This is a genomic window from Amycolatopsis sp. cg9 (assembly GCF_041346945.1).
Lineage (GTDB): Bacteria > Actinomycetota > Actinomycetes > Mycobacteriales > Pseudonocardiaceae > Amycolatopsis.
In genome coordinates this window covers 195,767-220,871 of the sequence record NZ_CP166850.1, presented here as the reverse complement: position 1 = coordinate 220,871, position 25,105 = coordinate 195,767, and the positions used below count along the sequence as shown (strand labels likewise).

Here is a 25,105-nt window from a genome sequence, read left to right as displayed (position 1 = left end):
TGTCGGTGGTCCTTCCTAGCGTCGCAGCCGAGGTTCCCGATCCGAGGAGGACAGATGACGGCTTCGATGCTGGACAGCGAGATCACGGTGCACGGCGAGTTCGACCTGGCCGCGGCGGCCCGCTTCTTGACCGGCTTCGCCCCGGCCGGGCAGCCGGCGGCGGAGGCGGGCGCGCTCCGCGTGGCCTTCCCGCTCGAAGGCGCGTGGACGCCGGTGGGAGCGGTGCTGCGGCAGAGATCACCCGGCGCGGTGGCGGTGGCGGTGCACGGCCCGCCCGAGCACGCGGCGGCGATCCTGGCCCAGGTGCGGCGGATGTGCTCGCTGGACGTCGACGGCACGGCCTTTACGGCGGCCGGCGCCCGCGACCCGGTGGTGTCCCTGCTGCAGCAGCTGCACCCGGGGCTGCGGCCGGTGCTGTTCGCCTCGCCGTACGAAGCGGCGTGCTGGGCGGTGCTCAGCCACCGGGTCTGGATGACCCAGGCGGTCCGGCTGCGCCGGCGCCTGACGGAACGCCACGGTGCGGAGGTGGACGTCGGCGGCAGCAGGCTGACGTCGTTCCCGTCACCGGCGGTCCTGGCGGAGCTGGAGTTCATGCCGGGCCTGTCGGGCCAGAAGGTCCAGCGCCTGCGGGGAATCGCCGAGGCGGCGGCCGCGGGAGCACTGGACGCGGCGACGTTGCGGGCGATGTCCCCGGACGAGGCGTTGGACCGGCTGCGGCTCCTCCCGGGAATCGGCCGGTTCAGCGCCGAGCTGATCCTGATCCGCGGCGCGGGCCACCCGGACATCTTCCCGCAGGACGAGGGCCGCCTCCACGAGATCATGCGCGACGCGTACCACCTGCCGGAGGCGGGAGTGCCGGAGCTGGCGGAGATCGCGGAGGCGTGGGCCCCGTTCCGGAGCTGGGTGTCGTTCCTGTTCCGCGTCGAAGGCGAGGCCCGGCTGAGGGAGTCCCGATGACCTGAGCACCGCCCGAACCCGGCCTCAAGCGAGAGGAGAACCCCAGTCGCGCTCACCGATCTTGAGCGCCCGCGCCCGTTCGCCGGAGGATTCGGGGCGGATCCGCTGAGCCAGGCACTGCCGGTGCACGACCATGCTGCAGCTCCCCGGACCGTTGTTGCTGCGCGCATCGAGGACGAGAGCGTCCCCGCCGGGACTCAGCGTGGTCCGCTCCCCGCAGAAGTCGCAGGCCCAGGTCAGCGCAGCCAGGTCGGTGGCGCGGATGCTGAGCCGCACCGACACCGGCGGGTGCCACCGGTTGACCTGCTGGACCACCGCCTCGACCCGCGAACCGACCGGCGGGAAGAGCGCGAGCAGTTCCTCGTGGCTGCTCGTGTGCGAGGAGAACAGCTCGATCATGTCGATCGAGGCCGACAGGCCGTCGTCCTCGTGGCCGGTGATCTGGACCAAGACGCCCCACGGCTGGTGGCTGACGACCTCGGCCTCGACCCGCTGACCGGGCATCAGCGCGAAGCTCTTCGTCTCGAACCTGTCCATTGCTCCCCCTCGATCACCACCGGCGGAAAGGAGATCACCACGACCCACTACCGGAGCCCGCGAAACCGCCGTCGGCAGGGACTCACCGTAGCCAGATGTCGCCTGTGGTGAGGTATCCGGGTGAGTTCGCCCGTTCCTCTCGCGCTCGGCAGCCCGGCCGGTGACGCCCTGTCAGCCCTCCGGACGGCCGCCGCCGACACCTCGCCGGCCGGTTCGCTGCTCGAACAGGCCCAGACGCCCGCGGTGATCACCCTGGTCGCCGGCGGTGTGGCGCTGCTGGTCGTGCTCGTCGGCGGTACGCCGTGGCGGCTGGTGCGCAACGTCGTCACGATCGTGCACGAGGCCGGGCACGCGCTGGCCGCGGTGCTCGTCGGGCGGCGGCTGCAGGGCATCAAGCTGCACTCGGACACTTCGGGCGTCACCGTCTCGCGCGGCAAGCCCGAGGGGCCGGGCATGGCGTTCACCGCGATGGCCGGGTACCTCGCGCCGTCGGTCCTGGGGCTGCTGTTCGCCAGCTTGCTCGGCAACGACCTGGTCGGCACCGTGCTCGGGCTGATCGCGCTGCTGCTGCTCGGTGTCCTGGTGATGGTGCGCAACGCCTACGGGGTGTTCACCGTCGTCGCCAGTGCCGTGGTGCTCGCGCTGGTCGCGTTCGTCGCGCCGGTCGAGGTGCAGGCGCCGTTCGGCTACCTGGTGACCTGGTTCCTGCTGTTCGGTGGCGTGCGGCCGGTGGTCGAGCTGCAGACGAAACGCCGTCGCGGCCAGGCGCGGGACTCCGACGCCGACCAGCTCGGCCGGCTCACCGCGGTGCCGCCGGTGCTGTGGGTGCTGGTCTTCGCCGTGGCGACGGTCAGCTGCCTGATCGCCGGCGGGCTGTGGCTCCTGGAGCCCGTGGCCACCTGAGCGAGCCCATGCGGCAAACTGGTCTCTCGCTGGTCCGCGCGGAGGGAGACGAACGATGGACGAGGTCGCCAAGGCCGTGGCGGAGTGCGCACGGGCGGCGAAGCTGGCCGCGCCGTCGCTCGCCGCCGCTTCCGCCGAGGCCGTCGACGCCGCGCTGACCGGGATGGCCGAGCGGCTGCTCGCGCACCGCGAGGAGATCCTCGAGGCGAACCAGGCCGACGTCGAACGCGCGAAGGCCGAGGGGATGAGCGCCGGTCTGCTCGACCGGCTCACCATCACCCCCGAGCGCCTCACCGGCATGGCCGAGCAGCTGCGGCTGCTCGCCGGCGCACCGCACCAGGAGCGCTCGGTCGAGGTGTCCACGCTGGACGGCGGGCTGCGGCTGGTCGAGCGGCGGCGGCCGGTCGGCGTCATCGGGGCGAACTACGAGGCGCGGCCGAACGTGACCGTCGACGTGGCGTCGCAGCTGGTCAAGTCGCGCAACGGCGGTGTGCTGCGCACGGGCTCGGCGGCGCTCGGCTCGGCGCAGCGGCTGCGCGAGGTCGTCATCGCGCCCGCGCTCACCGAGGCGGGCATCGACGCCGACTGCGTCCAGCTGGTGCCGCGGGTGGAGCGGGAGGCGGCGTCCGCGCTGGTCCGGCTGCCGAACCTGGTGCCGCTGGTGATCCTGCGCGGCAGCGGCGACAGCACCCGGGCCCTCGCCACCGAGGCGGCGGTCCACGGCGTGCGCACCCTCGCCCACGCCGACGGCGGCGGCGTGCTGTACGTCGACCGCGGCGCGGACGTCACCAAGGCGCGTGACCTGGTCTACCACAGCCTCGACCGGCTCGGGGTCTGCAACCGGCTGAACCTGCTGCTGATCCACGAGGGCATCCACGACGAGGTCTGGCCGGCGATTTCCGAGGCGCTGGCCGAGCGGGGCGTCACGCCGTCGCTGGCCCCGCACGAGCACGCCATCGGCTACGAGTGGGCGCTGGACTCCGACCGGGAGGCGACCGTCACGGTGGCCAAGGTCGGCGCGCTCGCCGACGCGGTCGGGATCGCCAACGAGCAGACGTCGGGCCTGGCGGCGGGCATCGCCACCGAGGACGAGTCGGCCGCCGACGCGTTCTTCGACGGCTACACCGGCACCGGTGTGTTCTGGAACGCCCCGACCCGCCTCCTCGACGGCTTCAAGCTGCTCGCGGTTCCGGAAACCGGCATCAACCTGGACAAGGTGCCCGGTCCCCGCGGCCCGGTGACGTACACGGATCTCTACGTCCGCCAGTACGCGGTCCTGCCGGCTTAGCCGATGCTCCTGCCGGTCGAACCGGCGGACGTCCGGCGGGTCGACCTGATCCGCGTCGAGGGTGACCGCGAGTGGGAACAGTGGACGACCGTGCCCGGGCCCGTCCTCGAGTCGGCGACGAGTGCGGACGCGACAGCGCTCGTCAAGCTCGTCGCCGACCTCCCGGACGCCGGGATGATGCGGTGCTACCACCCGGTGTACGCGCTCAGGGCGCACGGCGAGGAAGGCGTTCTCTTCGAGATCGCCTTCTGCTTCCGCTGCCACAACGCGCTCGGTTTCGCCGGCGGCGCCCAGACCACGCTCGACGGGTTCGACCCGGAGTCACCGGCGGGGCAGGAGCTGCGCCGCCGGTTCCGGGCCGCGGACCCTACCGCGGCGGAACGTCCGCCAGCTTCCTGAGCTCCTTGGCCGTCTCGGCGACGTTGGTCAGGAGTTCCGTGCGGTCGTCCTGGTCGGCCGCGTGGCGGTAGATGGCGGTCGGGCCGTCGCTGATCGCGATCGCCGCGACCAGGCGGCCTTCGGGGTCGCGGGTGAGTCCGGTGGTCACCGACACCTCCCGGCCGACCGTGTCGACCGTGGTGAGCGTCCGCTCCTTGTACCAGCCTCGCGTCGTCATGTTCCGCAGCTCCGGGGGATGGGCTCGACAGGGATACGTCGTAGGACGCCCGGACGGCCGGAGGCGTTACGGCATACTGGGCCGGGTGATCTCCCGGCCGCACGTCCTGCTGTCCGCCGCGCAGTCGCTCGACGGATACCTCGACGACACCTCGCCCGAGCGGCTCGTACTGTCCACAGAGGACGACTTCGCCGTCGTGGACCGGTTGCGGGCCGAGGCGGACGCGATCTTCGTCGGCGCCGGAACCGTCCGGGCCGACAACCCGCGGCTGCTCGTCCGGTCGCCCGAGCTGCGGCGGCAGCGGGTCGAGCGGGGGAAGCCCGAGCAGCCGGTCAAGGTCACCGTGACCACTCGCGGCCTGGACCCGGACGCGCAGTTCTTCACCGTGGGGGACACCGAAAAGATCGTCTACGCACCGCCCGCGGCGGCCGGCGACCTGAAGCGCGTCGCCACCGTCGTGGACGCCGGGAGCCCGCCCGACTTCGGCCGCGTCCTCGACGACCTCGGGCAGCGCGGCATCGGGAAGCTGCTGGTCGAAGGCGGCGGCGGCATCCACACCCGCTTCCTCACCGAAGGGCTCGCCGACGAGCTGCGGCTCGCGATCGCGCCGTTCTTCGTGGGGCAGCCGGGCGCGCCGCGGTTCGTCGGGCCCGGGCTCTACCCGCGGCCGCTCACCCTGGTCGCGGCCCGGGAACTGCAGGGGATGGCGATCCTCGAGTACCGCGCCGCGGCCGAGCCGGACGGGCCGGACGTCCGGCGGCTCAAGGAAGCGATCGCGCTCGCCGCCGACTGCCCGCCCAGCCACACCTTCCGGGTCGGCGCCGTGATCACCGACGCCGGGGGCGAGGTCATCGCCACCGGGCACTCCGGCGAGGGCGATCCGACGAACCACGCCGAAGAAGCCGCCCTCGCCAAGTGCGCCGGCGACCCGCGCCTGGCCGGGGCGACCATCTACAGCTCACTGGAGCCGTGCAGCAACCGGAGCTCGCACCCGCGCAGCTGCACGCAGCTGATCCTCGACGCCGGGATCCCGCGCGTCGTGTTCGCGTGGCGCGAGCCGCCGGTCTTCGTCGACGCCCGGGGCACCGAACTGCTGCGGCAGGCCGGGCGGCACGTCGTCGAGGTGCCCGCGCTGACCCCGGAGGTCCAGCGCGAGAACACCCACCTCGACTTCTGACCCGCGGCTAGCAGGCGCCGTTGTCCTGCCAGACACCCCATTCGCCGGTGGTACCGGGCTCCTCGCCCTGCGTCCACCACTTGGCGGTCCACTTGTGGCTGTTGTGCGAAACGACGTTGTCCTTCACGTAGACCTTCGTCCGGTCCCATTCGGCCGCGGTGCACGAGCCGCCGCCCGGAGTGGTCGGGGTCGTGGTGGCCGGCGGGGTCGGCGTCGTCTGGGGCGGCGTCGCCCCGGCGAAGCGGACGCTGAACTTCGTGAAGTCCCAGTCGTTCTGCGGGACGTTGCTGCAGACGCCGTTGTCGGTCGTCCCGACGCAGGCGCGGTCGCGGTTGACCGACCAGAACGTGAAGCGGCCGAGGCCGTGGCTGGTCGCGTAGTCGTACACGGTCTGGAAGTCCGCGGTGTAGAACATCTCGGCGGCGTCCGATTTGCCGTTCATGCCGGAGAAGCCTTCGTGCGAGTAGGCCGTCGCGCTGTCCCAGCCCAGGTGCGACATCAACAGGCCGTGCAGCGCTTCGAGGGCCGACACCTGCGAGGAGCCGCCGTTGAAGCCGCCGTCGAACGGCATGATCGAGAAGTTGTTGGGCGTGAACCCGATCGACTTCGCCTGGTCGAGCAGCTGCGTGCCGAACCAGCCGGTGCCGGCCGCGGTGCCCGGCATGGTCACCGACACGAAGAGGCCGGGGTTGTTGGCCTGCAACGTCTTCGCCGCGCCGAGCTCGTTCGCGATGGCCGCGGTGTTTTCGTACTCGGGCTCTTCGAGGTCGAAGTCGATGGCCTTGAGCGAGTACTTCGTGACGACCTGCTGGTAGGCGGCCGCGGTCGCGGCGACCGTGCCGCAGGTCTGCCCGAGCTTCGTGCCGCCGTACCCGCCGACGGAGACGGAGATGTCCCCGCCCGCCCCGCGGATCTTCGAAATCGCGGCGGCCACGGTGGTGTCGGTGGCGATCGGGTCGGTGCCGTCCCAGGTGGGGCTGCAGCCGCCGCCGTTCGGCGCCAGGATGAACGCGAGCTGGAACGCCTTGAGCCCGGTCGCGTTCATCACGGTGACCGGATCGGGCGGGTTGTTGCTCTGGGGCATCAGGTAAGGCGCCGCGGCGTACCAGTTGTTGCTCAACGCCGCAGTGGCCGCGGGAGCACCGAGCACGAGGCTGACGGCGGTGGCGGCGAAAGTGGCGGCGGCGAGCCCGATGGCGGCCAGTCTGCTCTTGCGCATGAGCTGTCCTCCCGGTGGGGATCGAGGGTGGACAGATCATTGGACTAGACCATTGACGAAGTCAAGGCACGAAGGGTGGATCGCTGTCGGCCGTGGGCGAAACGCGCCGAGATATCCGAAATTTGCCCGAGGAATGACGCCGCCAGGGTGACGCGACCGCCGAGCCACGAACGCACGAACCGGGCGGCAGGAGATCCCACGCGGGCGGCGGGTGCTGCGGGGCGGGCGTGGCGGGCAGGGTGCGATCGGCGAGCCCACCGGCGCCCGGGCGTGGCACCCACGAGGTGGCGGGAGATCTCGCGCGGGCGGCGGGTGCTGCGGGCGGGGGCGTGGCGGGCAGGGTGCGATCGGCGAGCCCACCGGCGCCCGGGCACGGCACGAACCGGCGTCCCTCACCCCGACGGCAGCGTCACGACCACCACCAGACCGCCCTCCGCGCGCGCCCTCGCCACCACCTCGCCGCCGTGGGCGTGCGCCACCGAGCGGACGATCGACAGGCCCAGTCCCGCGCCTTCCGCGGCCACCCGGGCCTGGCGGTGGAACGGGTCGAACAGCGCCGGTACCTCCGGGGGCGGGATCACCGGGCCGCTGTTCGCCACCTCCAGTTCCACCCCGTTCCGGCTCTTGCGGGTGGTCACCCGGACCCAGCGCTCCTCGTTGTTGTGGCGGAGCGCGTTCTCCACCAGGTTGTGCACCAGCCGCTCCAGCAGCAGCGCGTCGCCGATCGTCACCGCCTCCGCCAGGTGCTGGGAGACCTCCGGGGGCGTCACGTGCGCGACCAGGGCCGCCAGGTCCACCGGGCAGCGTTCGGTCAGGGCGCTCTCCGACTTCGCCAGCAGCAGCAACCCGCTGATCAGCCGCTCGTGGCGGGCGTTGATCCGCAGCAGCTTGCCGCCCAGCTCCCGGACGTCGTCCGACGCCGTCCGGCGGTGCATCGCCACCTCGACCACCGAGCGGTTCAACGTCAGCGGGGTGCGCAGCTCGTGGGACGCGTTCGCGACGAACCTGCGCTGGGCGTCGAACGAGCGGTCCAGGCGCTCGACCATCACGTCGAACGCGTCCGCCAGGTCCTTCACCTCGTCCTCCGGTCCGCGCAGCGCGATCCGCGCGTGGCCGCCCGGGTCGGCGGCCGCGGCGATGCGGCGGGCCGTCTCCGTCACCTGGCGCAGCGGGGCCAGTGCGCGGCCCGCCACCAGCCAGCCCAGGCCCGCCGCCAGTACCGCCACCGCCGCGAGGGCGAGCGCGCCCTGCGTCAGCAACGACGTCGCCGCCGCCGCGCGGAGCTGGTGGGCCTGGGCGTCCAGTGCTTCGAGGGAAGGCAGCAGGGGCGCGCCCGGGGGCGGGGTGCCCGAAATGATCGCCACCCGCTGCCCGACCTGGCGGGTGAACAGGAAGTACGTCACGCCCAGCAGCGCCACGCCCGCCAGCAGGAACAGGCCGCCGTACAGGACGGTCAGCCGCAGGCGGAGGTTCACCGGAGGCGGTAGCCGACGCCGGTGACCGTCTCCACCAGCGGGGGATCGCCGAGTTTGCGGCGCAGCTTGAGGATCGTCAGGCGGACCGCGCCGGTGAACGGGTCCGCGTGTTCGTCCCACGCCTTCTCCAGCAGGTGTTCCGCGGACACGGCGGCGCCGTCGGCGCGCAGCAGCTCGGCGAGCACGGCGAACTCCTTTTTGGACAGTGGCAGGTACCGCCCGTCGCGGAACACCTCGTGCCGCGCCGGGTCGAGGGTGACGCCGGCGCGGCGCAGCACCGGTGGGGCGGCCGGGCGGCAGCGGCGGCCCAGCGACTGGATGCGCGCGGCCAGCTCGGGGAACGCGAACGGCTTCGTCAGGTAGTCGTCGGCGCCCAGGGACAGCCCGGCGACGCGGTCGGTGACCTCCGCGGCCGCCGTCAGCATCAGGACCCGCGTGGTGACCCCCGCGCCCACCAGCTCGCGGCAGACGTCGTCGCCGTGCACGACCGGCAGGTCCCGGTCGAGCACGACGACGTCGTAGTCGTGCACGGCGATCCGCTCGAGCGCCGCGCCGCCGTCGTGGGCGACGTCGACCGCGTGGGAATCTTCGCGCAGCCACTCCGCGATCGCGTCCGCGAGCATCGGCTCGTCCTCCACCACCAGGACCCGCATGCCCCGATGATCGCCGCGGCGGTGTTTCTTCGCCGTTAGCAGCGGTAGAGGGTGTCCGCGCCGCCGAGCCGCACCGGTCCGCCGCCCGGGCCGGACCGGCCGCCGTACGCCGCGGGGTCGACGACCGCGCAGTGCTGCTCGATCCAGCGCCCGCGCGCCTCCTGCGCGGGACTCCGGGGCGGCCCCACCGGACCCGCCTGACCCGCACCGGAGCTGCTCAGCACGAACCGCAGCTTGCCTTCGGCGACCCACCGGCCGAGCTGCGCGACCGACGGCGCGTCGTCGCGGCCGCCGAAGCCGCCCATGCCGATCACGGTCGCGTCCGATTCGATGAGGAACGGCGCGACCGTCCCCGCCTCGGCGTTGACCGCCAGTGCGATCTCGGTCCCGTTCCGGGTGGCGTAGTCGAGGATCCGCCGTTGCTCGCCGGTCAACGTCGTGGTGCCGTCGCCGCCGGCGAGCACCAGCCGGGGCTGCGGCCCGCCGGGAGAGGCCGAGGGCGGCGGCACGGGACCGGTCGTGGGACCGGCGGCGGGCAGGGTCCCGGCCGACGTGCTCTGCGCGGCCGCGTACGACCAGACGGCCGGGGTGAGCAGCACCGGCACCAGCCCGGCGGCCAGCGTCAGCCGGCTGCGGGTGGCGAGCAGGCCCGCGATCGCGGCGACGGCCGTGCCGAGCACCGCCCAGCGCGTCCAGCCGTGGAACGTCGTGTCCCGCGAAGTCAGGACGAACGCCCAGGCCGCGGTCAGCGCGATGGCGAGCGGGAGCAGCGTCCGCCGGTGCCGGCGCCACAGCAGCGCGAGCCCGGCCGCGGAAACGGCGGCGACGGCGGGGGCCATCGCCGTGGTGTAGTACGGGTGCCAGATGCCGCCGGCGAAGCTGAACACCGCGGCCGTCACCAGCAGCCAGCCGCCCCACAGCAGCCAGCCCGCGTCCCGCCACCGGCGGCCGATGACCAGCAGGACGAGCAGGCAGAGCGGCAGCAGCCACGAGATCTGCCCGCCGACGAGGTCGTTGAACAGCCGGCCCGGCCCGGGATCGCCGCCGAACGACGACGTGGTCTGCTGCCCGTCGCGCATGATCATCATGCCGCCGCCCTCGCCGTCGCCGGAGAGCCGCCCGAAGCCGTTGTAGCCGAAGACGAGGTCCCACGCGGAACCGTCCGCGCTGCCGCCCATGTACGGCTTGGCACCGGGCCACCAGTCGTACAGGGCGATCCACCAGAACGACGACACGACCAGCACGATCCCGGCGCCGAGCACGTCCATCAGCCGCCGCCGGAGCGGCCCGGAGGTTCCGGCGAGGTACGCCGCGACCAGGGCGGGCACGATGATCCACGCCTGCAGCATCTTGGTCAGGAAGCCGCAGCCGACGAAGAACGCGCACCAGAACAGCCACTTGCGCCCGTCTTCGAGCGCCCGCGTGAGCGCGTACGCGGCGGCGACCAGGAACAGGACGAGCAGCGTGTCGGGGTTGTTGCCGCGGTTGATGATCACGGTCACCGGCGTGAGCGCGAGGATCGCCGCCGCCAGCAGGGCGACGTTCTCCCCGGCCCACCGCCGGACGGTCCGGTGCAGCAGGAAGACTGCCGCGACGCCTTCGAGCACCTGCGGCAGCAGCAGCGCCCAGCCGTGGTTGCCGAAGACGAGCACGGAAAGCGCTTGCGGCCACAACGCGAGCGGCGGTTTGTCGACCGTCACGACGCCGTACGGGTCGAAGGAGCCGAAGAGGAAGTTCGCGAAGCCGCTCGTCATCGACTTCGCGGCGGCCGAGTAGTAGGTGTTGCCGAGCTGGCCGTCGCCGATCTTCCAAGCGTAGAGGAGGGCGGCGCCGAGGCAGACGAGCGGAAGCGCCCAGGAGCGGGTCTTCGGGAGAGCGGCGGTGATCATGCCGCCCACCCAACTCGGGCCCGCGTTTCCCGGGCGTTTCCGGTCAGCTGTTGTCGTTCAGGAAGTCGTAGTCCTTGCACTCACCGGCGTGGTACCGGTCGTCCTCTTTCCAGTACCGGCAGAACTTGAAACCGATCCGGGTCTCGGGGAGGTTGTAGACGCCGCCGTCGGCCGCGCTCTTGGTGTCGCAGTTGCCGTTGCCGCCGACGTGCATGCTGTAGAGGATGTAGCCGTTCTCCGGAGTGCCCTTGTAGACGTCGATGATGACGCCGCGGCCGTCGGCGTCGGTGTCGCAGATGTGGACGCGGTCGCCTTCCTCGGTGAACACGCCTTCGCCGCTCCAGCCGGTCACGTCACCGAAAGCGTCGCCGGTGTGGAGGTGTTTCGTGTGGTCGGCGGCCGAGGCCGGCGACGCGCACGAGAGCACGGCGACCAGTGCCGCGGCGGCCACGCCGAGTACTTTTTCAAGTCTTCGTCCTTCCTCGGTGGGGAAGGGGAAGCGTAGCCGCCGCGGCTTGCAGTTCACTTGCCGTCACTCCGCCTCGAGGTCGCCCTCCAGGGACAGGTACACCTCGCGCATCTTCTCCAGGAGTGAAGGGTCCGGTTCTTCCCACAGGCCGCGGTCCGCCGCCTCGTTCAGCCGCTCCACGATTCCCCGCAGCGCCCACGGGTTCGCCTGGCGCAGGAACTCCTGGTTCACCTCGTCCAGCACGTAGGACTCGGTCAGCTTCTCGTACATCCAGTCGCCGACGACGCCCGCCGTCGCGTCGAAGCCGAACAGGTAGTCCACTGTGGCCGCCAGCTCGAACGCGCCCTTGTAGCCGTGCCGCCGCATCGCCGCCAGCCAGCGCGGGTTCACCACGCGGGCCCGGAACACCCGGGCCGTCTCTTCGCTCAGCGTCCGCGTGCGGACCGCGTCCGGGGACGTGCTGTCACCGACGTAGGACGCCGGGGCCGAGCCCGTCAGCGCGCGGACCGTCGCGATCATCCCGCCGTGGTACTGGAAGTAGTCGTCCGAGTCGGCGATGTCGTGCTCGCGCGTGTCGGTGTTCTTCGCCGCCACGACGATCCGCTTGTACGAGCTCTCCATGTCCTCGCGCGCCGGGCGGCCGTCGAGGTCGCGGCCGTAGGCGAAGCCGCCCCACACCGCGTACACCTCGGCGAGATCCTTGTCGTCGCGCCAGTTCCCGGAGTCCATCAGCGGCAACAGGCCGGCGCCGTACGCGCCCGGCTTCGAGCCGAAGATCCTGGTGGTCGCCCGCCGGGAATCGCCGTGCGCGGCCAGGTCCGCCGAAACGTGGTCGCGGACGAAGTTCTGGTCCGCGGGTTCGGCCAAGCCGGCCACCAGTCGCACCGCGTCGTCCAGCATCGTGATCACGTGCGGGAAGGCGTCGCGGAAGAAGCCGGAGATCCGGATGGTGACGTCGATCCGGGGGCGGCCGAGTTCCGCGAGCGGGATCGCTTCGATGCCCGTCACGCGCCGCGATGCTTCGTCCCACACCGGCTGGACCCCCAGCAGCGCCAGGACTTCCGCGGCGTCGTCGCCGGACGTCCGCATGGCCGACGTGCCCCACACCGAAAGCCCGACCGAGCGGGGCCAGTCGCCGGTGTCCTCGCGGTACCGGCGGAGCAGCGAATCCGCCAGCGCCTGCCCGGTTTCCCAGGCGAGCCGGCTCGGGATCGCCTTCGGGTCGACGGTGTAGAAGTTCCGCCCGGTCGGCAGCACGTTCACCAGCCCGCGCAACGGCGACCCGCTCGGCCCGGCCGGGATGTAGCCGCCGTCCAGCGCGTGCAGCACCGAGTCCAGCTCGGCGGTCGTGCCGGCCAGCCGCGGGACGATCTCCTCCGCGGCAAAGGAAAGCACCCGCGCGACCTGGGCGTCCGGCGCCACCGAAGCGACCGCGGTGGCGTCCCAGCCACGCATTTCCATCGTCTGGACGAGTTCCCGCGCCGTCTTCTCGACCGCGTCCACTTCGGACATCGGCGCGTCTTCCTTCAGGCCCAGCGCGGCCCGCAGGCCCGGCACGGCCCCTTGCTTGCCGCCCCACATCTGGGACGCGCGCAGCATCGACAGCACCAAGTTGACGCGTGCTTCCCCGACCGGTGCCGCGCCCAGGACGTGCAGGCCGTCGCGGATCTGCGCGTCCTTGACCTCGCACAGCCAGCCGTCGATGTGCAGCAGGAAGTCGTCGAACTCCGCGTCGTGCGGGCGTTCCTCGACGCCGAGGTCGTGGTCCAGCTTCGCGGCCTGGATGAGCGTCCAGATCTGGGCGCGGATCGCGGGCAGCTTCGCCGGGTCCATCGCGGCGATGTTGGCGTGCTCGTCGAGCAGCTGCTCCAGCCGCGCCATGTCGCCGTAGGACTCCGCGCGCGCCATCGGCGGGATCAGGTGGTCGACGATCGTCGCGTGCGCCCGCCGCTTCGCCTGCGCGCCCTCGCCGGGGTCGTTGATCAGGAACGGGTACACCAGCGGCAGGTTCCCGAGCACGGCGTCCGGCGCGCACGACGCCGACAGCCCCGCCGTCTTGCCCGGCAGCCACTCCAGCGACCCGTGCTTGCCGAGGTGGACGACGGCGTGCGCGCCGAACTCCTCCTCCAGCCAGCGGTAGGCGGCCAGGTAGTGGTGGCTCGGCGGGAGGTCCGGGTTGTGGTAGATCGCGACGGGGTTCTCGCCGAACCCGCGCGGCGGCTGGATCATGATGATCACGTTGCCGCTCTGCAGCGACGCCAGCACGATGTCGCCGTTGTCGACGTACAGCTCGCCCGGCGCCGGGCCCCAGTGTTCTTCGACCCCCGAACGCAGCTCCGCGGGCAGCGCGTCGAACCACTCCCGGTAGCGCGCGGCCGGCACCCGGATCGGGTTGCCGGACAGCTGCTCCTCGGTCAGCCACTCCGGGTCCTGGCCGCCGGCGGCGATCAGCGCGTGGATGAGGGCGTCGCCGTCCGGCTGGTCGGTGCCGGTCGGGTCGACGCCGGGGAACGCGTCCGGTCCCAGGTCGTAACCCTGCTCGCGCATCCGCCGCAGCAGCTCGATCGCCGACGCGGGCGTGTCCAGCCCGACCGCGTTGCCGACGCGCGAGTGCTTCGTCGGGTACGCGGACAGCATCAGCGCGATGCGCCGCTCCGAAGGCGGCGTGTGCCGCAACCGGGCGTGCGCCAGCGCGATGCGGGCGACGCGGGACGCGCGCTCGGCGTCCGGGACGTACCGGGGGAGGCCGTCTTCGTCGAGTTCCTTGAACGAGAACGGGACCGTGATCAGCCGCCCGTCGAACTCCGGGACGGCCATCTGGTTGCCGGCGTCGAGCGGGGAGAGCCCGTCGTCGTTCGCCGCCCACGTCTCGCGGTCGCTGGTCAGGCAGAGCGCCTGGAGGATCGGGACGTCGAGCGCGGCCATCTCGGCGACGTCCCAGGCCTCGTCGTCCCCGCCCGCGCCCACCTCGGACGGCCGCGTGCCGCCCGCCGCGAGCACCGTGACGAGCAGGGCGTCCACCTTCCCCAGCTCGGCCATCATCTCCGGCGCGCGCGTACGCAGCGAAGCGGTGTAGATCGGCAACGCGCGCCCGCCGGCGGCTTCGACCTCGTCGGCGAGGGCGTGCACGAACGCGGTGTTCCCGGACAGGTGGTGCGCCCGGTAGTACAGGATCCCGATGACCGGGCCTTCGGCGCGCGACGGCCGCTCGAGGACACCCCACGAGGGCTGCTCGGCGGGCGGCTCGAAGCCGTCGCCGGTGAGCAGGAGCGTGTCGGAGAGGAACCGGTGCAGCTGGGTGAGGTTCGCCGGGCCGCCCTGCGCGAGGTACGCGTGGGCCTCGGCGGCGATGCCCGCCGGGACGGTCGAGAGCTTCATCAGCTCGGCGTCCGGCGTCTGCTCCCCGCCCAGCACGACGACGTGCGCGCCCGACGCCCGCAGCGTGTCCAGGCCCTCCTGCCAGCTCCGCGGGGTGCCGAGGATCCGCGCGACGACGATCTTCACGCCTTCGAGGAGCGCCGGCAGCTCGGCGACGTCGAGCCGCGCGGGGTTGCCGAGCCGGTACTCGCCCTCGGCCGATCGCGCGCTGAGCAGGTCGGTGTCCGAAGTGGACAGAAGCAGGATCACGAGGTTCCTCCTCGGGGTCCGCGCCCCGGGTAGACGGGCGCGCCGGCGGGAGTTCCTGGCTCCCGGAGATCTCCGGTGACAGTGGCGGGACCGCCCCGGACTCTCACCGGGTTCCTCCACCTGCCGACGCGTGGGTTCCGCCTCACTCTCCGGTGCGGCCGACCCGGCGTCAAGGTGACGTGCGTGGCTCAGAGCCGCTTGGCCGTGCGGAACGCCTTCGCGTAGGTCCCGGACCCGTCGATCAGCGACACCCCGCCCGCGTCCCCGAAGGTCGGGCCGTTCGCCACCTTGCGGCTGGACAGCACGCGGTGGTGCCCGTCGCCGTCGATGCCCAGGTAGATGCCCGTGTGCGAGACCTGCGGCCCGAGCTGCGGCTCCAGGTTGAAGAACAGCAGGTCACCCGGCTGGAGCGGGCTGAAGTCCGTCACCTGCCGCTTCTCGTCCGGGATCAGCGAGGTGCCCGGGCCCAGCTCGGCCAGCGCCCACGCCCGCCGCGGCAGGCCCGGGCCCTTCGTGTTCGTGCCGAGCAGCGGGTAGCCCGCCCGGTAGCCGTAGACCATCCGCACGAACCCGGAGCAGTCGAGGGACCGGGCGCGCCGCGGTTCCGCCGCTTCGTGGACGCCGTCCGGGAAGTCCCAGCCGATGCCCAGGTAGTCGTAGAAGTCCGACTTCTCGAGCCGTCCCTCGGCGCTGTCCGGGCCGAAGCTGGCGTCCCCGGCCACGCGCAGCTTCTTCACGACCTGGTCGGCCGCGCCGTCGGTGTACTGCAGCGCCATCGCCAGGACGTCCGGGCCGGTGTCGGCGGCGGCCTTCGGGAGCCACTCGGTGAACCACGGCTCCTTCTCCGCACCCGCCCGCCAGGCCTGCGGCGCGAGCCGGATCCAGGCCGTCGACGTGATGCCCGCCGTGGTGAACTTCGGCTCGGTGAAGGTCCGGGACCGGCCGGTCAGCATGACCGTGCGCGAGCCGTCGGTGAACGACGCCAGCTGGGCGCCCGCCGCGTCGCGGACGATCGTCCGGGCCGGGTGGTCCAGCCGGTCGTAGGTGTAGCCGCCGGTGACGGCCGCTCCCGAGGGCGCGGGCGACGCCGAGATGGCCGTGATGTCCGGCCGGTCCTGCGTGGCGACGTAGACCGCCGCCGTGCCGGACACGCCGATGACCGCGGCGAGGACGCCGATCCGGACCGCCTTGCGCATCGTCACCTCACACCGTCGGGACCAGGCCGACCAGCACGCCGCTGATCAGCACGGCGTAGCTGGCCAGGCTGACGCCGCCGGTGGCGAGCATCGTCGCCACCGGCTTCTGCCGGACCAGCTGGTAGGCGACCAGGCCGGGCACCACGAACCCCAGCGTCTGGTGCACGAACAGCAGCGGGAAGTCGGCCTGGAGGAAGATCAGCAACGTCGTCTGGAGCACGACGCCGAGCAGCACGACCGCGGCGAAGAGCCGCTTGCCGTAGAGGATGACCACGCGCTGCAACGCCTTCGTGCCGCCGAAGGTCAGCGCCGTCATCAGCACGATGATCGCCGCGCGCCGGTAGTCCTCCACCATGGTCAGCGCGATCCAGCCGGGCGTGATCATCCCGCCGGGGGACAGGTTCGTCGTCAGGTAGCAGACCAGCGACAGCAGCAGGCCGATGGCGAGCCCGACGGTGGCGACCTCGGGGGCGAGGGACGTGGTGAGCATCAGGCGACCGGTTCCAGTTTCGCGAGTTCCTCGATGAGCAGTTCTCCCTGGCCGTGGATGTTGCCGATGGCGATCAGCGACGCCTGCCGCTCGACGCCGCCGACGATCCCGCGCAGCAGCTCCCGCGGCGAGCGCGAACCACCGAGGTCGACGACGCGGTCGTGCCACTCGGCGGGGATCGCGGCGCGGGCGCTGCGCGTCGGTTCGCCGATCAGCACGACCCGCTCCGGCGCGATGCGGGGGATCAGCGCGCCCATCTGGCCGTTGCGCTCGACGCGGTCCGGCCGGCAGTTGATGATCACGTGCAGCGGGTCGGAGATCGCGCCTTGCGCGCGGAGCTGGTCGATGTTCATCAACGTCGATTCGGGGTCGTTCGCCGCGAAGACGTTGGCGAAGCGGAGGTGACGGCGGCCGGCGCGGTACTGGTGCACCTGCAGCACGCCCGGGTCCGGCGGCGCGGCCCACATGCCGTCCAGCGCCAGCTGCCGGTTGACGCCGAGCAGGTCGGCGACGGCCAGCGCGATCGCGACGTTCTCCTTGAACGTGATCCAGCCGAAGCCGCGCATCTCCTCGTCGGACACGGATTCGGGGTCGACCGCGATGAGCTCGCAGTCCCGCTTGGCGGCCTCCTCCTGGAGGATGTGCAGCCGGTCCTGCTCCGCGGTCAGGCAGATCCCGCCGACCGGCATCGACCGGGACAGCGACCGCGCGACGTCGTCGAGCGTCGGCCCCATCTCGGCGAGGTGGTCCTCGCGGACGTTGCACAGCACGCCGATGGTGGAGCGGATCAGCTTGCTCTGGTTGATCTCCTGCAGGTCCGGCATCACGGCCATGCACTCGATGACCAGCGCGTCCGGCCGGTAGGCGGCGGCGCGGCGGACGATGCCGATCTGCTCGACGACGTTGGCGATGCCGAACTTGCGGTAGACCGGCTCCTCGCTGCCGTCCGGGTGGATGAACCGGGCCGCGGTACCGGTGGTCTTCGCCGTCGTGACGAGCCCGCCGCCCCGCAGCGCGCCCGCGCACAGCCGGGTGATGGACGACTTGCCGCGGATGCCGTTGACGAGCACGCGCGTCGGGATGCTGTGCAGGTGCCGGTAGTGCTGGCGCTGTTCGGCGATCCCGGCGGTCAGCATCGCCGCCGACGCCAGGACCAGCACGACGTAGAGGAACGTCACGTCAGACCCCGGCCCCGTCCAGCCAGCTCAGGTAGTCGCTCTTCGCGTGGTCGCGGCGGGGCCGGGCCGGCTCGTCGATCTCGATGCGCTGGATCAGCTCGGTTTCGTCGGTGGCCGCGCCCGCCGGGCGCCGGACTTCGCCGAGCCGGACCTTGCCTTCGGTCAGCGCCTGCCGGCAGATCTCCACGCAGGAGGCGATGGTGCCGATCTCGTCCTGCCGCTGGGGGTAGACGACGGCTCCGGTGTCGCCGCCCGCGATCCGCCGGGCTTCCGCGCCGACCCGCCGCAGCGGCCGCACGACCACCAGGAAGTGCCAGGCGAACAGCATCAGCGCGACGACGCCGGTCAGCAGGGCGGCGACCCGCGCACCCGAGCGCACGGTGTTGTCCGCGAGACCGAGCGAACCGATCGGCTGCTCGGCGACGACGACCCACTTCAGCGAAGCGGCGTTGCCCTTGTCGGCCAGGCGCTGCGCCGCGACGAGCGTCGAAGCCGTCGTCTCGCGGGCGTCCTTGCCGGACAGCGCCGCGTCGACGCTCTTGATCAGTGCCGGGTCGGAGAGCGCGGCGAAGGCGAGGTAGCCCTCGGTGTCGGCGATGGTGCGCTTGCCCTCGTCGACGACGCGGACGCGGCCGCCGGCGGGGCCGAGCAGCGCGGCCATCCGCGGCACGTCGTACTCGCCGACCAGGACGTTCTTCGAGTCCGGCAGCGGCGTGAAGGCGTAGACGACCGGGACGCGGCCGCTGGTGTTGTGCTGGCGCAGCCCTTCGCCCTCGGGCAGCTTCCCGGGGTCGCGCAGGGCCTCGCGCCCGGCTTGCAGCAGCACCGAGCCCTGCTCGTCGGCGACGTAGACGCTCCGGAACCGGCTTTCGGTGCCGGCGAGCTGGTCGAGCATGCCGCGCAGCCGGTCCGGCTGCTTCCCCTTGCCGAGCCGCGCGACGGACTGCAGATCGGTCAGGCCCTCGGCGAGGCTGCGCCGCAGCGTGTCCGCCGAGCGCGTGACGCGGACGCCGTGCTCGGACAGCGTCGTCGCCGAGACCTCGGCGTGCTGCCGCCCGAGCGTCGCGGCGACCGCCCCCGACCAGCCGAGCAGCGCGAGCGCGACCAGGACGATGACGAGCTGGGCGGACAGGAACGGGCGGACCGGCTTCGCGGGCTTGCGACGGCGGAGCTTGCAGCGGTACCGCTCGACGGCGGTCGTCAGCCGGTTGACCTCGCGGATCCGCGACTGCCGGACCGGCTTGCCGAGCGCGCCCGCCGCGACGGCGAGTGCGTCGGTGCGAAGGCGGCGGATCGGGGCGACGACCGTGCGCCGGAGCAGGACGAACCCGGCGACGGCGAGGGCGAGCAGCGCGGCGGCGGGGATCAGGCCGGGCCAGCGGACCGGCACCGCGTCGACCGGGAAGCGGCTGAACGAGACGACGGACAGGCCGAGGCTGCCGCCGGTGCCCGACGGCGAGACCGGGGCGTAGGAGACGACGGCGGCGCGCTTGCCCGCCGGGTCGGCGTCGCCGGTGAGGACGCCCGCCTGCCCCGCGGCGGCCGCGGTCGCCGCGCGGGCGAGCAGGTCCTGCGCGGGCCGGTCGGTCGCGGCGACGTCGGTGCCGTGCGTGTGCAGCACCGCGCCGTCCGAGGTGACCAGGCGGACCTGCTGCTGCGTGTCCTTGTCGAGGTCGCCGGCGGTGCCGCGCAACGCCGTCGAGACGACGAGGAGCTTGCCGGCGCGGGTACCGGTGAGCGGGAGCGCGGTGAGCACGAGCGGGGTGTCGCCGGGGCGGGCGACCGGGCGGACGGTGAGGTTCGCGACAGCGACCCCGCGCAGCGTCTCCACCGGCACCGGCTCGCCGCGCGTGGCCACGACCTTCTGCGAGGCCAGGTCGTAGACGGCGATGCCGCGCCAGTCGTCGTAGGTTTCGCCGAGGCGGGTCAGGAGCGCGGCGTCGTCGTCGGTGTCGAACACCCCGGAGCCGGCCGCGACCTGCAGGTCACCGGCGGCGGCCGTTGCCGACGTCGCGACGCTCTGCGCGAGCCCGGCGGTGGTGCGCTGCTGGCTCGCGGTGACCTCGTCGGAGACCCGGCCGGACTGGTCGTCGGCGCGGATCAGGGAAAGCGGGCCCGCGGTGGACAGGTAGAGCGCGGTGAAGGCGGCGATGAGCAGCAGCACCGCGAAGGTGGTCGCGGAGGCGACGCCCACGCCGCGCGGGAAGCCCGCTTCCGGGATCTGCGCGCGCAACCGGGCGGCTCGATCGTCGTGCGGTGTTGGCCGGTTCACCTGGTCTCCCCAGGGCCTTTCAGTCGAGCGATCCCGGAAGGTCACCGGCCGGTAAGGGGCCGTTAGCGGAAGGTCCACTCTTTCGGGTCACGTGAAGGTCTCGAAGTTGTCAGCGGTGACGGTACAACTCCCCCCATCGTGGGACAAACGGCGGCTAGGGGTGACGGCCGGACGGCGTCAGTACACTCCGGGTGGTGATCAGTCGGCCGCGGACGTTGCTCAGCGTGGTCGGCGTGGTCGTCGCGCTGGGGCTGGCCTTGACGTTGGTGCTGGTCCTCGGTGACGACGAGCCACCACCACCCGCGCCGGAGGCCGGTTTGGATTCCCTCGTAACGAAGTTCACAGCCGGGCTGTCCGCCGACCAGGAGTACCGCTCACCGAAATCCGACGAACGTCGTACGGCCGCCACCGGGTTCGCCGCCGTGGTGGACCGCCGCGGCACCGCGGATTTCGAAAAGCTCGGCTTTTCGGTGCGCGACGGCGTCGACCCGGCGACCGGGCGGCCGTACACGATCGCGGTGAACGAATCCGGCACCGACCGGGCGTGGGGGATGTACGTCATCGACCGGTCGGCGCCGCCGTCGCTGGTGGTGGAGGTGCCGCACCCGGCGTTCGACCTGCGCACGGAGCTGTTCGGCGTCGACCTGTTCCGGCGGGTGCCGGGCGCGGTGCTGCTGGTGGCGGGCGCGCACCGCAAGGCGGACGACGGCCGGGCGGACGTCGCCCACGAGGCGGATTCGGTGTTCCACGTCGTCGCCACCGCGCTCGCGGGACGCGGGCTGGCGCAGGTCCAGCTGCACGGCTTCCACGACCAGAACCTGCCCTCGACCGACATCGTGCTCTCCTCGGGCGCCACGGTGGCCGGCGACGCGGCCCGGCGCGCGGCCGACCGGCTGACCGCGGACGGGTTCGCCGTCTGCCGCGCCTGGGAAGAGCGGTGCAAGGGCCTGGAAGGCACGACGAACGTCCAGGGCAAGATGGCCGCCTCGGACGACACGGTGTTCCTGCACGTGGAGATGAGCCGGACGGTCCGCGAATCGCCGGAACGGCGCGCCGACGTCGTCCGCGCGCTGACGGAAGCCGATCTCACCAAACCCTGATAATTTTTTTCGACCGCGACGGGTGATTGACATCACACCCCCGCGCCGTAAAGTGCGGGTGCCGGTCGCTCTCGCATTCCACGGTATCGCCGGAATGGGGTCATGGGTGCTCGCAGCGCGCCCGGAGGCAATTCCGATCTCTGTTCGGGGAGGCTCCGCGTGCGTCGGAAACAAAAAGCGGTGGCGATCGCGCTGGCGGCCGGAATGGCGTTCCCCGTTCCCGCGGCCGCCGTGGCCGCGCCGGCTCCGGCACCGAACGCGGACGGCCGGTCGGTCACGCTCATCACCGGCGACCGGGTGCGGGTGCTGCCCGGGGCCCGCGGGGCGGCGGCCGCGGTCGTGGTCGAGCCCGGACCGGGCCGCGGCGAGATCGGCTTCCTGCGCGAGACGAGCACCGGCGGTCGTGCGGGCGACGTCACCGTGGTGCCCGCGGACGCGCTGCCGCTGCTGGCCGCCGGGCGGCTCGACCCGCGCCTGTTCGACGTCTCCGAACTGCTGCGCCAGCACCTGGCCGACCCCGAGCCCGGCCTGCCGCTGATCATGACCTACGCCGCCGGGGCCCGGCCGGCCGCGGCGGCCGCCACGACCGTCCGGGACCTGCCCAGCGTGCGCGGGGCGGCCGTCCGCCAGGACCGGCGGCGCGGCGCGGAGTTCTGGACCTGGCTCACCGCGTCCCCGGGCACGCTGCGGCCCGGCATCGCCAAGGTGTGGCTGGACGGCCTGGCCACCCCGGCCCTCGACGTCAGCGTGCCGCAGATCGGCGCCCCGGCCGCCTGGCAGGCCGGCTACACCGGCAGCGGCGTCACCGTCGGGCTGCTCGACACCGGCGTCAAGGCCGACCACCCGGACCTGGCCGGCAAGGTCGTGGCCGCCCGGGACTTCACCGGGACCCGGCCGGACGCGAGCGACGACCTCGGCCACGGCACGCACGTCGCGGGCATCATCGCCGGCACCGGCGCCGCTTCCGGGGGCCGATACCGGGGCGTGGCGCCGGACGCGCGGCTGATCAGCGGCAAGGTCTGCGTCGCCTACGGCTGCCCGGAGTCGGCGGTGATCGCCGGGATGGAGTGGATCGCGCCGCAGGTACCCGTGGTCAACCTCAGCCTCGGCGGCGACGCGACCGACGGCACGGACCCGCTGTCGCAGGCGGTGAACGCGCTCACCGCGCTGTACGGCACCCTCTTCGTCGCCCCGGCGGGCAACGACCGGACGCTCGACCTGCCCGAGCCCCTGCCGGTCGTCGCGCCCGCGGCGGCGGACGCGGCGCTCGCCGTCGGCAGCGTGTCGGCGGCCGACGTCACCAGCCCGTTCTCCAACCGCGGTCCCCGCCTCGGCGACTACGCGGTCAAGCCCGACCTGTCCGCGCCCGGCGAAGGCATCGTCTCGGCGCGGGCCGCGGGCACCCGCGACGGGGACGCGGCGCCGGTCGACGCCGACTACGCCCGGCTGTCCGGCACGTCCATGGCGGCACCGCACGTCGCGGGCGTGGCCGCGCTGCTGCGGCAGGAGCACCCGGACTGGACCGCCGGGCGGCTCAAGCCCACGTTGACCAGCACCGCGCAGCCCACCGGCGACGTCCCCGGGCAGGGCGCGGGCCGGGTGGACGCGGCCCGCGCGGTCACCCAGCGGGTCACGGCCACCACCGGGAGCCTGAGCTACGGCTTCTTCGCCTGGCCGCACACCACGCCGGTGACGAAGACCGTGACCTACCGCAACGACGGGGACACCGCCGTCACCCTCGCGCTCACCAGCTCCGACGGGCTCGTCACGCCGTCCGCGGCCACCGTGGTGGTCCCCGGGCACGGCACCGCCGACGTCGGCGTCACCCTCCGGCCCACGGCGGCGGCGACCGGCCCGCACAGCGGCAGGCTGAGCGCGACGGCGCCCGGGATCGCCGTGCAGACCGCGTTCGGGGCCACCCTCGAGCGCGAGAGCTACACCGTCAGCGTCCGGCTGATCGGCCGGAACGGCGGGCCCGGCGCGGGCATCGCCAAGCTCGTCAGCACGACGACCGGGGAAGCGTTCGGCGTCCGGCCGATCGGGCCCGACGGCGTGGCCGTGGTCCGGGTGCCCAAGGGCAGCTACGACCTCAACGCCTTCGACGTGGCCGGGCAGGCGGTGACCCTGCTGTCCAAGCCGGGGGTCGCGATCACCGGCGACACCGCGTTCACCCTGGACGCCCGGGCGGGCAAGCCGGTGCGGGCGGTCGTCGACCACCCGGACGCGCACCTGCAGTCGGGCGAGCTCGGCCTGGTCTCGGGGAACCCGGCCGGCGACCGCACCAGCACGCTCGCCTGGCTCGTCCAGCCGGGCAACGAGCTGTTCGCCGCCGGCTCCGGCCGCCCGGTCACCGACCACACCTACGCGATGTACCTCAGGGCCACGCTGGCCGCTCGCGAACCGGGCGCCGATCCCGGCGGGTACGTCTACCAGCTGGCGCTGCTCGAACGCGGCCGCGTGCCCGCCGACCCGGTGTTCCGGGTGCGGGACAAGGACCTCGCCGTGGTCGACGCCCGCTACCGGACCCAAGGCGGCGTGACGAACGGTCTGCGCGTCGACTACGCGTCGTTCGGCTTCCCGGGCGCCGACAGCGGCGCGTACCAGATCCTGCCGCACACGCTGCCGAGCCGGCGGACGGAGTACTACACCCCCGGACCGGCGGTGAGCTGGCAGCACATCCTCGCGGTGTACCCGCCGGACCTGACCGACTCGGAGAACCAGTTCTCGTACCGGACCTACCGGCCCGGCGCCCAGCACGCCGACTGGAACAGCGGCCCGATCGGACCCGCGTTCGGCGCGCCGCGCGACGGCTGGGGCGTGCTGCGCACCGGGGACCAGCTCACCTACGCGATCCCGGTGGTCTCGGGCAGCGACCCGGAGCAGTACAGCGCGCCGCCGGTGGGCCTGTCCGGCACGGCGACGCTGTCGCGGGACGGGGTCGAGCTGGGCACCACGGCCGACCCGGAGTTCGGGGCGTTCACCGTCCCCGCCGGCGGCGGGGGCCCGCTCACCCTGCGGTCCGTCGCCACGCGCAGCGTGCCGTGGTCGGTGCTCGGCACCCGCGTCGACGTGGCGTGGACGTTCCGCGACACCGGCCCGGCCGCCCCGCCGCCGCTCATGGTGGTCCGGGCGCAGGGCGCGCTCGACGACGACAGCCGGGCCCCGGCGGGCCGCCCGTTCCTGCTCTCCCTGACCGCGCAGCGGCAGCCGGGCGCGGGCGCGTTCCGTCTCGCGGACCTGCGGGTCGAGACCTCCGCGGACGACGGCGTGACCTGGGCGGACGCCCACGCGCTCCGGATCGGCGACGGCGGCCTGGCGGTGGTGCGCAACCCGGCGGGGGACCGCTTCGTCTCGCTGCGCATCACGGCCCGCGACACCGAGGGGAACGGCGTCACGCAGACCGTGCTCAGGGCGTACCGGACGACGACAGCAGGGTGACGACGGCGAGCGGGACGGCGAAGGCGGCGGTGGTCAGCAGCCGGAGGACCCGGCGGTGGGCCAGCCATTCGCCGTCCCAGCCGCCTTCGGTGTCGTAGCGCGTGTTCGCCGTGGTCATCAGCGCGCGGCCGAGCCCGAACCCGGCGCCCGCGGCCAGCGCGGCGGGGAGCGGGGCGCTGAGCGCCACGGCGACCGCGGCGACGTACGGCAGCCCGCTGGGCAGGTAGGTGCGGACGCCGGTGCCCATCTCGAACCCGAACTGCAGCGGGCCGAGGTGCCGGCCCAGCCGGAAGACGGTGTCGGGCACCAGCCGCCGGTTCTCCGGCAGCCGGAACGACCACACGCCGGTCTCGCGCAGCAGCACGGCCACGAGCGCCGCCGCCACCACGCCCCAGCGGACGGCCACGGGCAAGGGCGCGCGCAGCAGCGAGCCCGCCACCACGAGCACCAGTGCGGTGAGGGCGCCCCCGCAGACGAGGCCCGCGCAGAACGCCAGTGTCGGTGTGCCCCGCCAGACCGGCGAGCTCAGCACGGAGGCCGAGTTCCGGCTTCAAACGGAGCCGCTGGTGGCGAAGCCCGCGGCCGCGCACAGGACGAGCCACGCGCTCGGCAGCAGCCAGC

At 73.1% G+C, this 25,105-nt stretch carries 20 protein-coding genes and 1 riboswitch; of the genes, 7 read left to right on the top strand and 13 right to left on the bottom strand.

All coding sequences use genetic code 11. The features are described from left to right. Positions 1-54: 54 nt before the first annotated feature. Complete coding sequence (locus AB5J73_RS00995; RefSeq protein ID WP_370967124.1) at positions 55-957, top strand: DNA-3-methyladenine glycosylase; 903 nt, start codon at positions 55-57, stop codon at positions 955-957. Positions 958-981: 24 nt separating this feature from the next. Here the strand turns inward: AB5J73_RS00995 and AB5J73_RS00990 are convergent, their stop codons facing one another. Then, positions 982-1,494, bottom strand: a complete 513-nt coding sequence (locus tag AB5J73_RS00990; RefSeq protein ID WP_370967122.1) for a hypothetical protein — start codon at positions 1,492-1,494, stop codon at positions 982-984. Positions 1,495-1,614: 120 nt separating this feature from the next. Between AB5J73_RS00990 and AB5J73_RS00985 the strand changes: the two genes are divergently transcribed. Genes AB5J73_RS00985 through AB5J73_RS00975 form a run of 3 tightly spaced genes read left to right on the top strand, consistent with a single transcriptional unit; the run spans position 1,615 to position 4,084 of the window. After that, entirely contained in the window at positions 1,615-2,397 is a 783-nt protein-coding gene (locus AB5J73_RS00985) for a M50 family metallopeptidase (protein WP_370967120.1), read from the top strand. Positions 2,398-2,452: 55 nt separating this feature from the next. Continuing rightward, entirely contained in the window at positions 2,453-3,685 is a 1,233-nt protein-coding gene (locus AB5J73_RS00980; protein WP_370967118.1) for an aldehyde dehydrogenase family protein, read from the top strand. Positions 3,686-3,688: 3 nt separating this feature from the next. Then, the gene (locus AB5J73_RS00975; RefSeq protein ID WP_370967116.1) at positions 3,689-4,084 is read left to right on the top strand and encodes a hypothetical protein; all 396 of its coding nucleotides are present in this window, start codon (positions 3,689-3,691) and stop codon (positions 4,082-4,084) included. On the opposite strand, the gene AB5J73_RS00970 is transcribed toward AB5J73_RS00975, so the two are convergent. After that, complete coding sequence (locus AB5J73_RS00970; protein ID WP_370967114.1) at positions 4,053-4,301, bottom strand: hypothetical protein; 249 nt, start codon at positions 4,299-4,301, stop codon at positions 4,053-4,055. The two genes, AB5J73_RS00975 and AB5J73_RS00970, sit on opposite strands and share 32 nt — an antisense overlap. A gap of 85 nt (positions 4,302-4,386) precedes the next feature. Between AB5J73_RS00970 and AB5J73_RS00965 the strand changes: the two genes are divergently transcribed. Further along, positions 4,387-5,478, top strand: coding sequence for a dihydrofolate reductase family protein (locus AB5J73_RS00965; RefSeq protein WP_370967112.1), 1,092 nt, complete (start codon positions 4,387-4,389; stop codon positions 5,476-5,478). A 7-nt stretch (positions 5,479-5,485) separates the two neighbouring features. Here AB5J73_RS00965 and AB5J73_RS00960 read toward each other — a convergent pair whose 3' ends face one another. The 10 genes from AB5J73_RS00960 to AB5J73_RS00915 form a co-directional block, all read right to left on the bottom strand. Further along, positions 5,486-6,697 (bottom strand): chitinase, encoded by a 1,212-nt coding sequence (locus AB5J73_RS00960; RefSeq protein WP_370967110.1) that lies wholly within the window; start codon positions 6,695-6,697, stop codon positions 5,486-5,488. A gap of 392 nt (positions 6,698-7,089) precedes the next feature. Continuing rightward, entirely contained in the window at positions 7,090-8,172 is a 1,083-nt protein-coding gene (locus tag AB5J73_RS00955) for a sensor histidine kinase (RefSeq protein ID WP_370967108.1), read from the bottom strand. Then, on the bottom strand, positions 8,169-8,825 hold the full coding sequence (locus AB5J73_RS00950; RefSeq protein WP_370967106.1) for a response regulator transcription factor: 657 nt from the start codon (positions 8,823-8,825) through the stop codon (positions 8,169-8,171). Before AB5J73_RS00950 ends, AB5J73_RS00955 begins: the two co-directional genes overlap by 4 nt. 35 nt (positions 8,826-8,860) lie before the next feature. Next, the gene (locus AB5J73_RS00945; protein ID WP_370967104.1) at positions 8,861-10,714 is read right to left on the bottom strand and encodes an ArnT family glycosyltransferase; all 1,854 of its coding nucleotides are present in this window, start codon (positions 10,712-10,714) and stop codon (positions 8,861-8,863) included. Between the two features lie 43 nt (positions 10,715-10,757). Beyond that, on the bottom strand, positions 10,758-11,165 hold the full coding sequence (locus AB5J73_RS00940) for a hypothetical protein (protein ID WP_370967102.1): 408 nt from the start codon (positions 11,163-11,165) through the stop codon (positions 10,758-10,760). Positions 11,166-11,246: 81 nt separating this feature from the next. Further along, positions 11,247-14,810: a cobaltochelatase subunit CobN gene (cobN, locus tag AB5J73_RS00935; RefSeq protein WP_370967100.1), complete on the bottom strand. Its 3,564-nt coding sequence runs from the start codon at positions 14,808-14,810 to the stop codon at positions 11,247-11,249. A gap of 29 nt (positions 14,811-14,839) precedes the next feature. Then, a riboswitch (cobalamin riboswitch) is annotated at positions 14,840-14,967 on the bottom strand. A gap of 31 nt (positions 14,968-14,998) precedes the next feature. Then, positions 14,999-16,006, bottom strand: coding sequence for an NlpC/P60 family protein (locus tag AB5J73_RS00930; RefSeq protein ID WP_370972846.1), 1,008 nt, complete (start codon positions 16,004-16,006; stop codon positions 14,999-15,001). Positions 16,007-16,013: 7 nt separating this feature from the next. Then, on the bottom strand, positions 16,014-16,496 hold the full coding sequence (locus tag AB5J73_RS00925; protein WP_370967098.1) for a poly-gamma-glutamate biosynthesis protein PgsC/CapC: 483 nt from the start codon (positions 16,494-16,496) through the stop codon (positions 16,014-16,016). After that, positions 16,496-17,674, bottom strand: a complete 1,179-nt coding sequence (gene pgsB / locus AB5J73_RS00920) for a poly-gamma-glutamate synthase PgsB (protein WP_370967096.1) — start codon at positions 17,672-17,674, stop codon at positions 16,496-16,498. The genes AB5J73_RS00925 and pgsB overlap by 1 nt, the downstream gene beginning before the upstream one ends. A 1-nt stretch (position 17,675) precedes the next feature. Then, positions 17,676-19,946 carry a HAMP domain-containing protein gene (locus tag AB5J73_RS00915; protein ID WP_370967094.1) on the bottom strand — a complete coding sequence of 757 codons (2,271 nt, stop codon included), beginning with the start codon at positions 19,944-19,946 and terminating at the stop codon, positions 17,676-17,678. A 194-nt stretch (positions 19,947-20,140) separates the two neighbouring features. Here AB5J73_RS00915 and AB5J73_RS00910 point away from each other — a divergent pair, with 194 nt between their 5' ends. Together AB5J73_RS00910 and AB5J73_RS00905 are read left to right on the top strand one after the other, a co-directional pair. Next, positions 20,141-21,046, top strand: a complete 906-nt coding sequence (locus AB5J73_RS00910) for a hypothetical protein (RefSeq protein WP_370967092.1) — start codon at positions 20,141-20,143, stop codon at positions 21,044-21,046. A gap of 159 nt (positions 21,047-21,205) precedes the next feature. Continuing rightward, a complete protein-coding gene (locus AB5J73_RS00905; RefSeq protein ID WP_370967090.1) occupies positions 21,206-24,484 on the top strand; it encodes a S8 family serine peptidase in 3,279 nt (1,092 codons plus the stop codon). Here the strand turns inward: AB5J73_RS00905 and AB5J73_RS00900 are convergent. Further along, positions 24,453-25,016, bottom strand: a complete 564-nt coding sequence (locus AB5J73_RS00900) for a hypothetical protein (protein ID WP_370967088.1) — start codon at positions 25,014-25,016, stop codon at positions 24,453-24,455. The genes AB5J73_RS00905 and AB5J73_RS00900 overlap by 32 nt on opposite strands. Between the last annotated feature and the right edge of the window lie 89 nt (positions 25,017-25,105).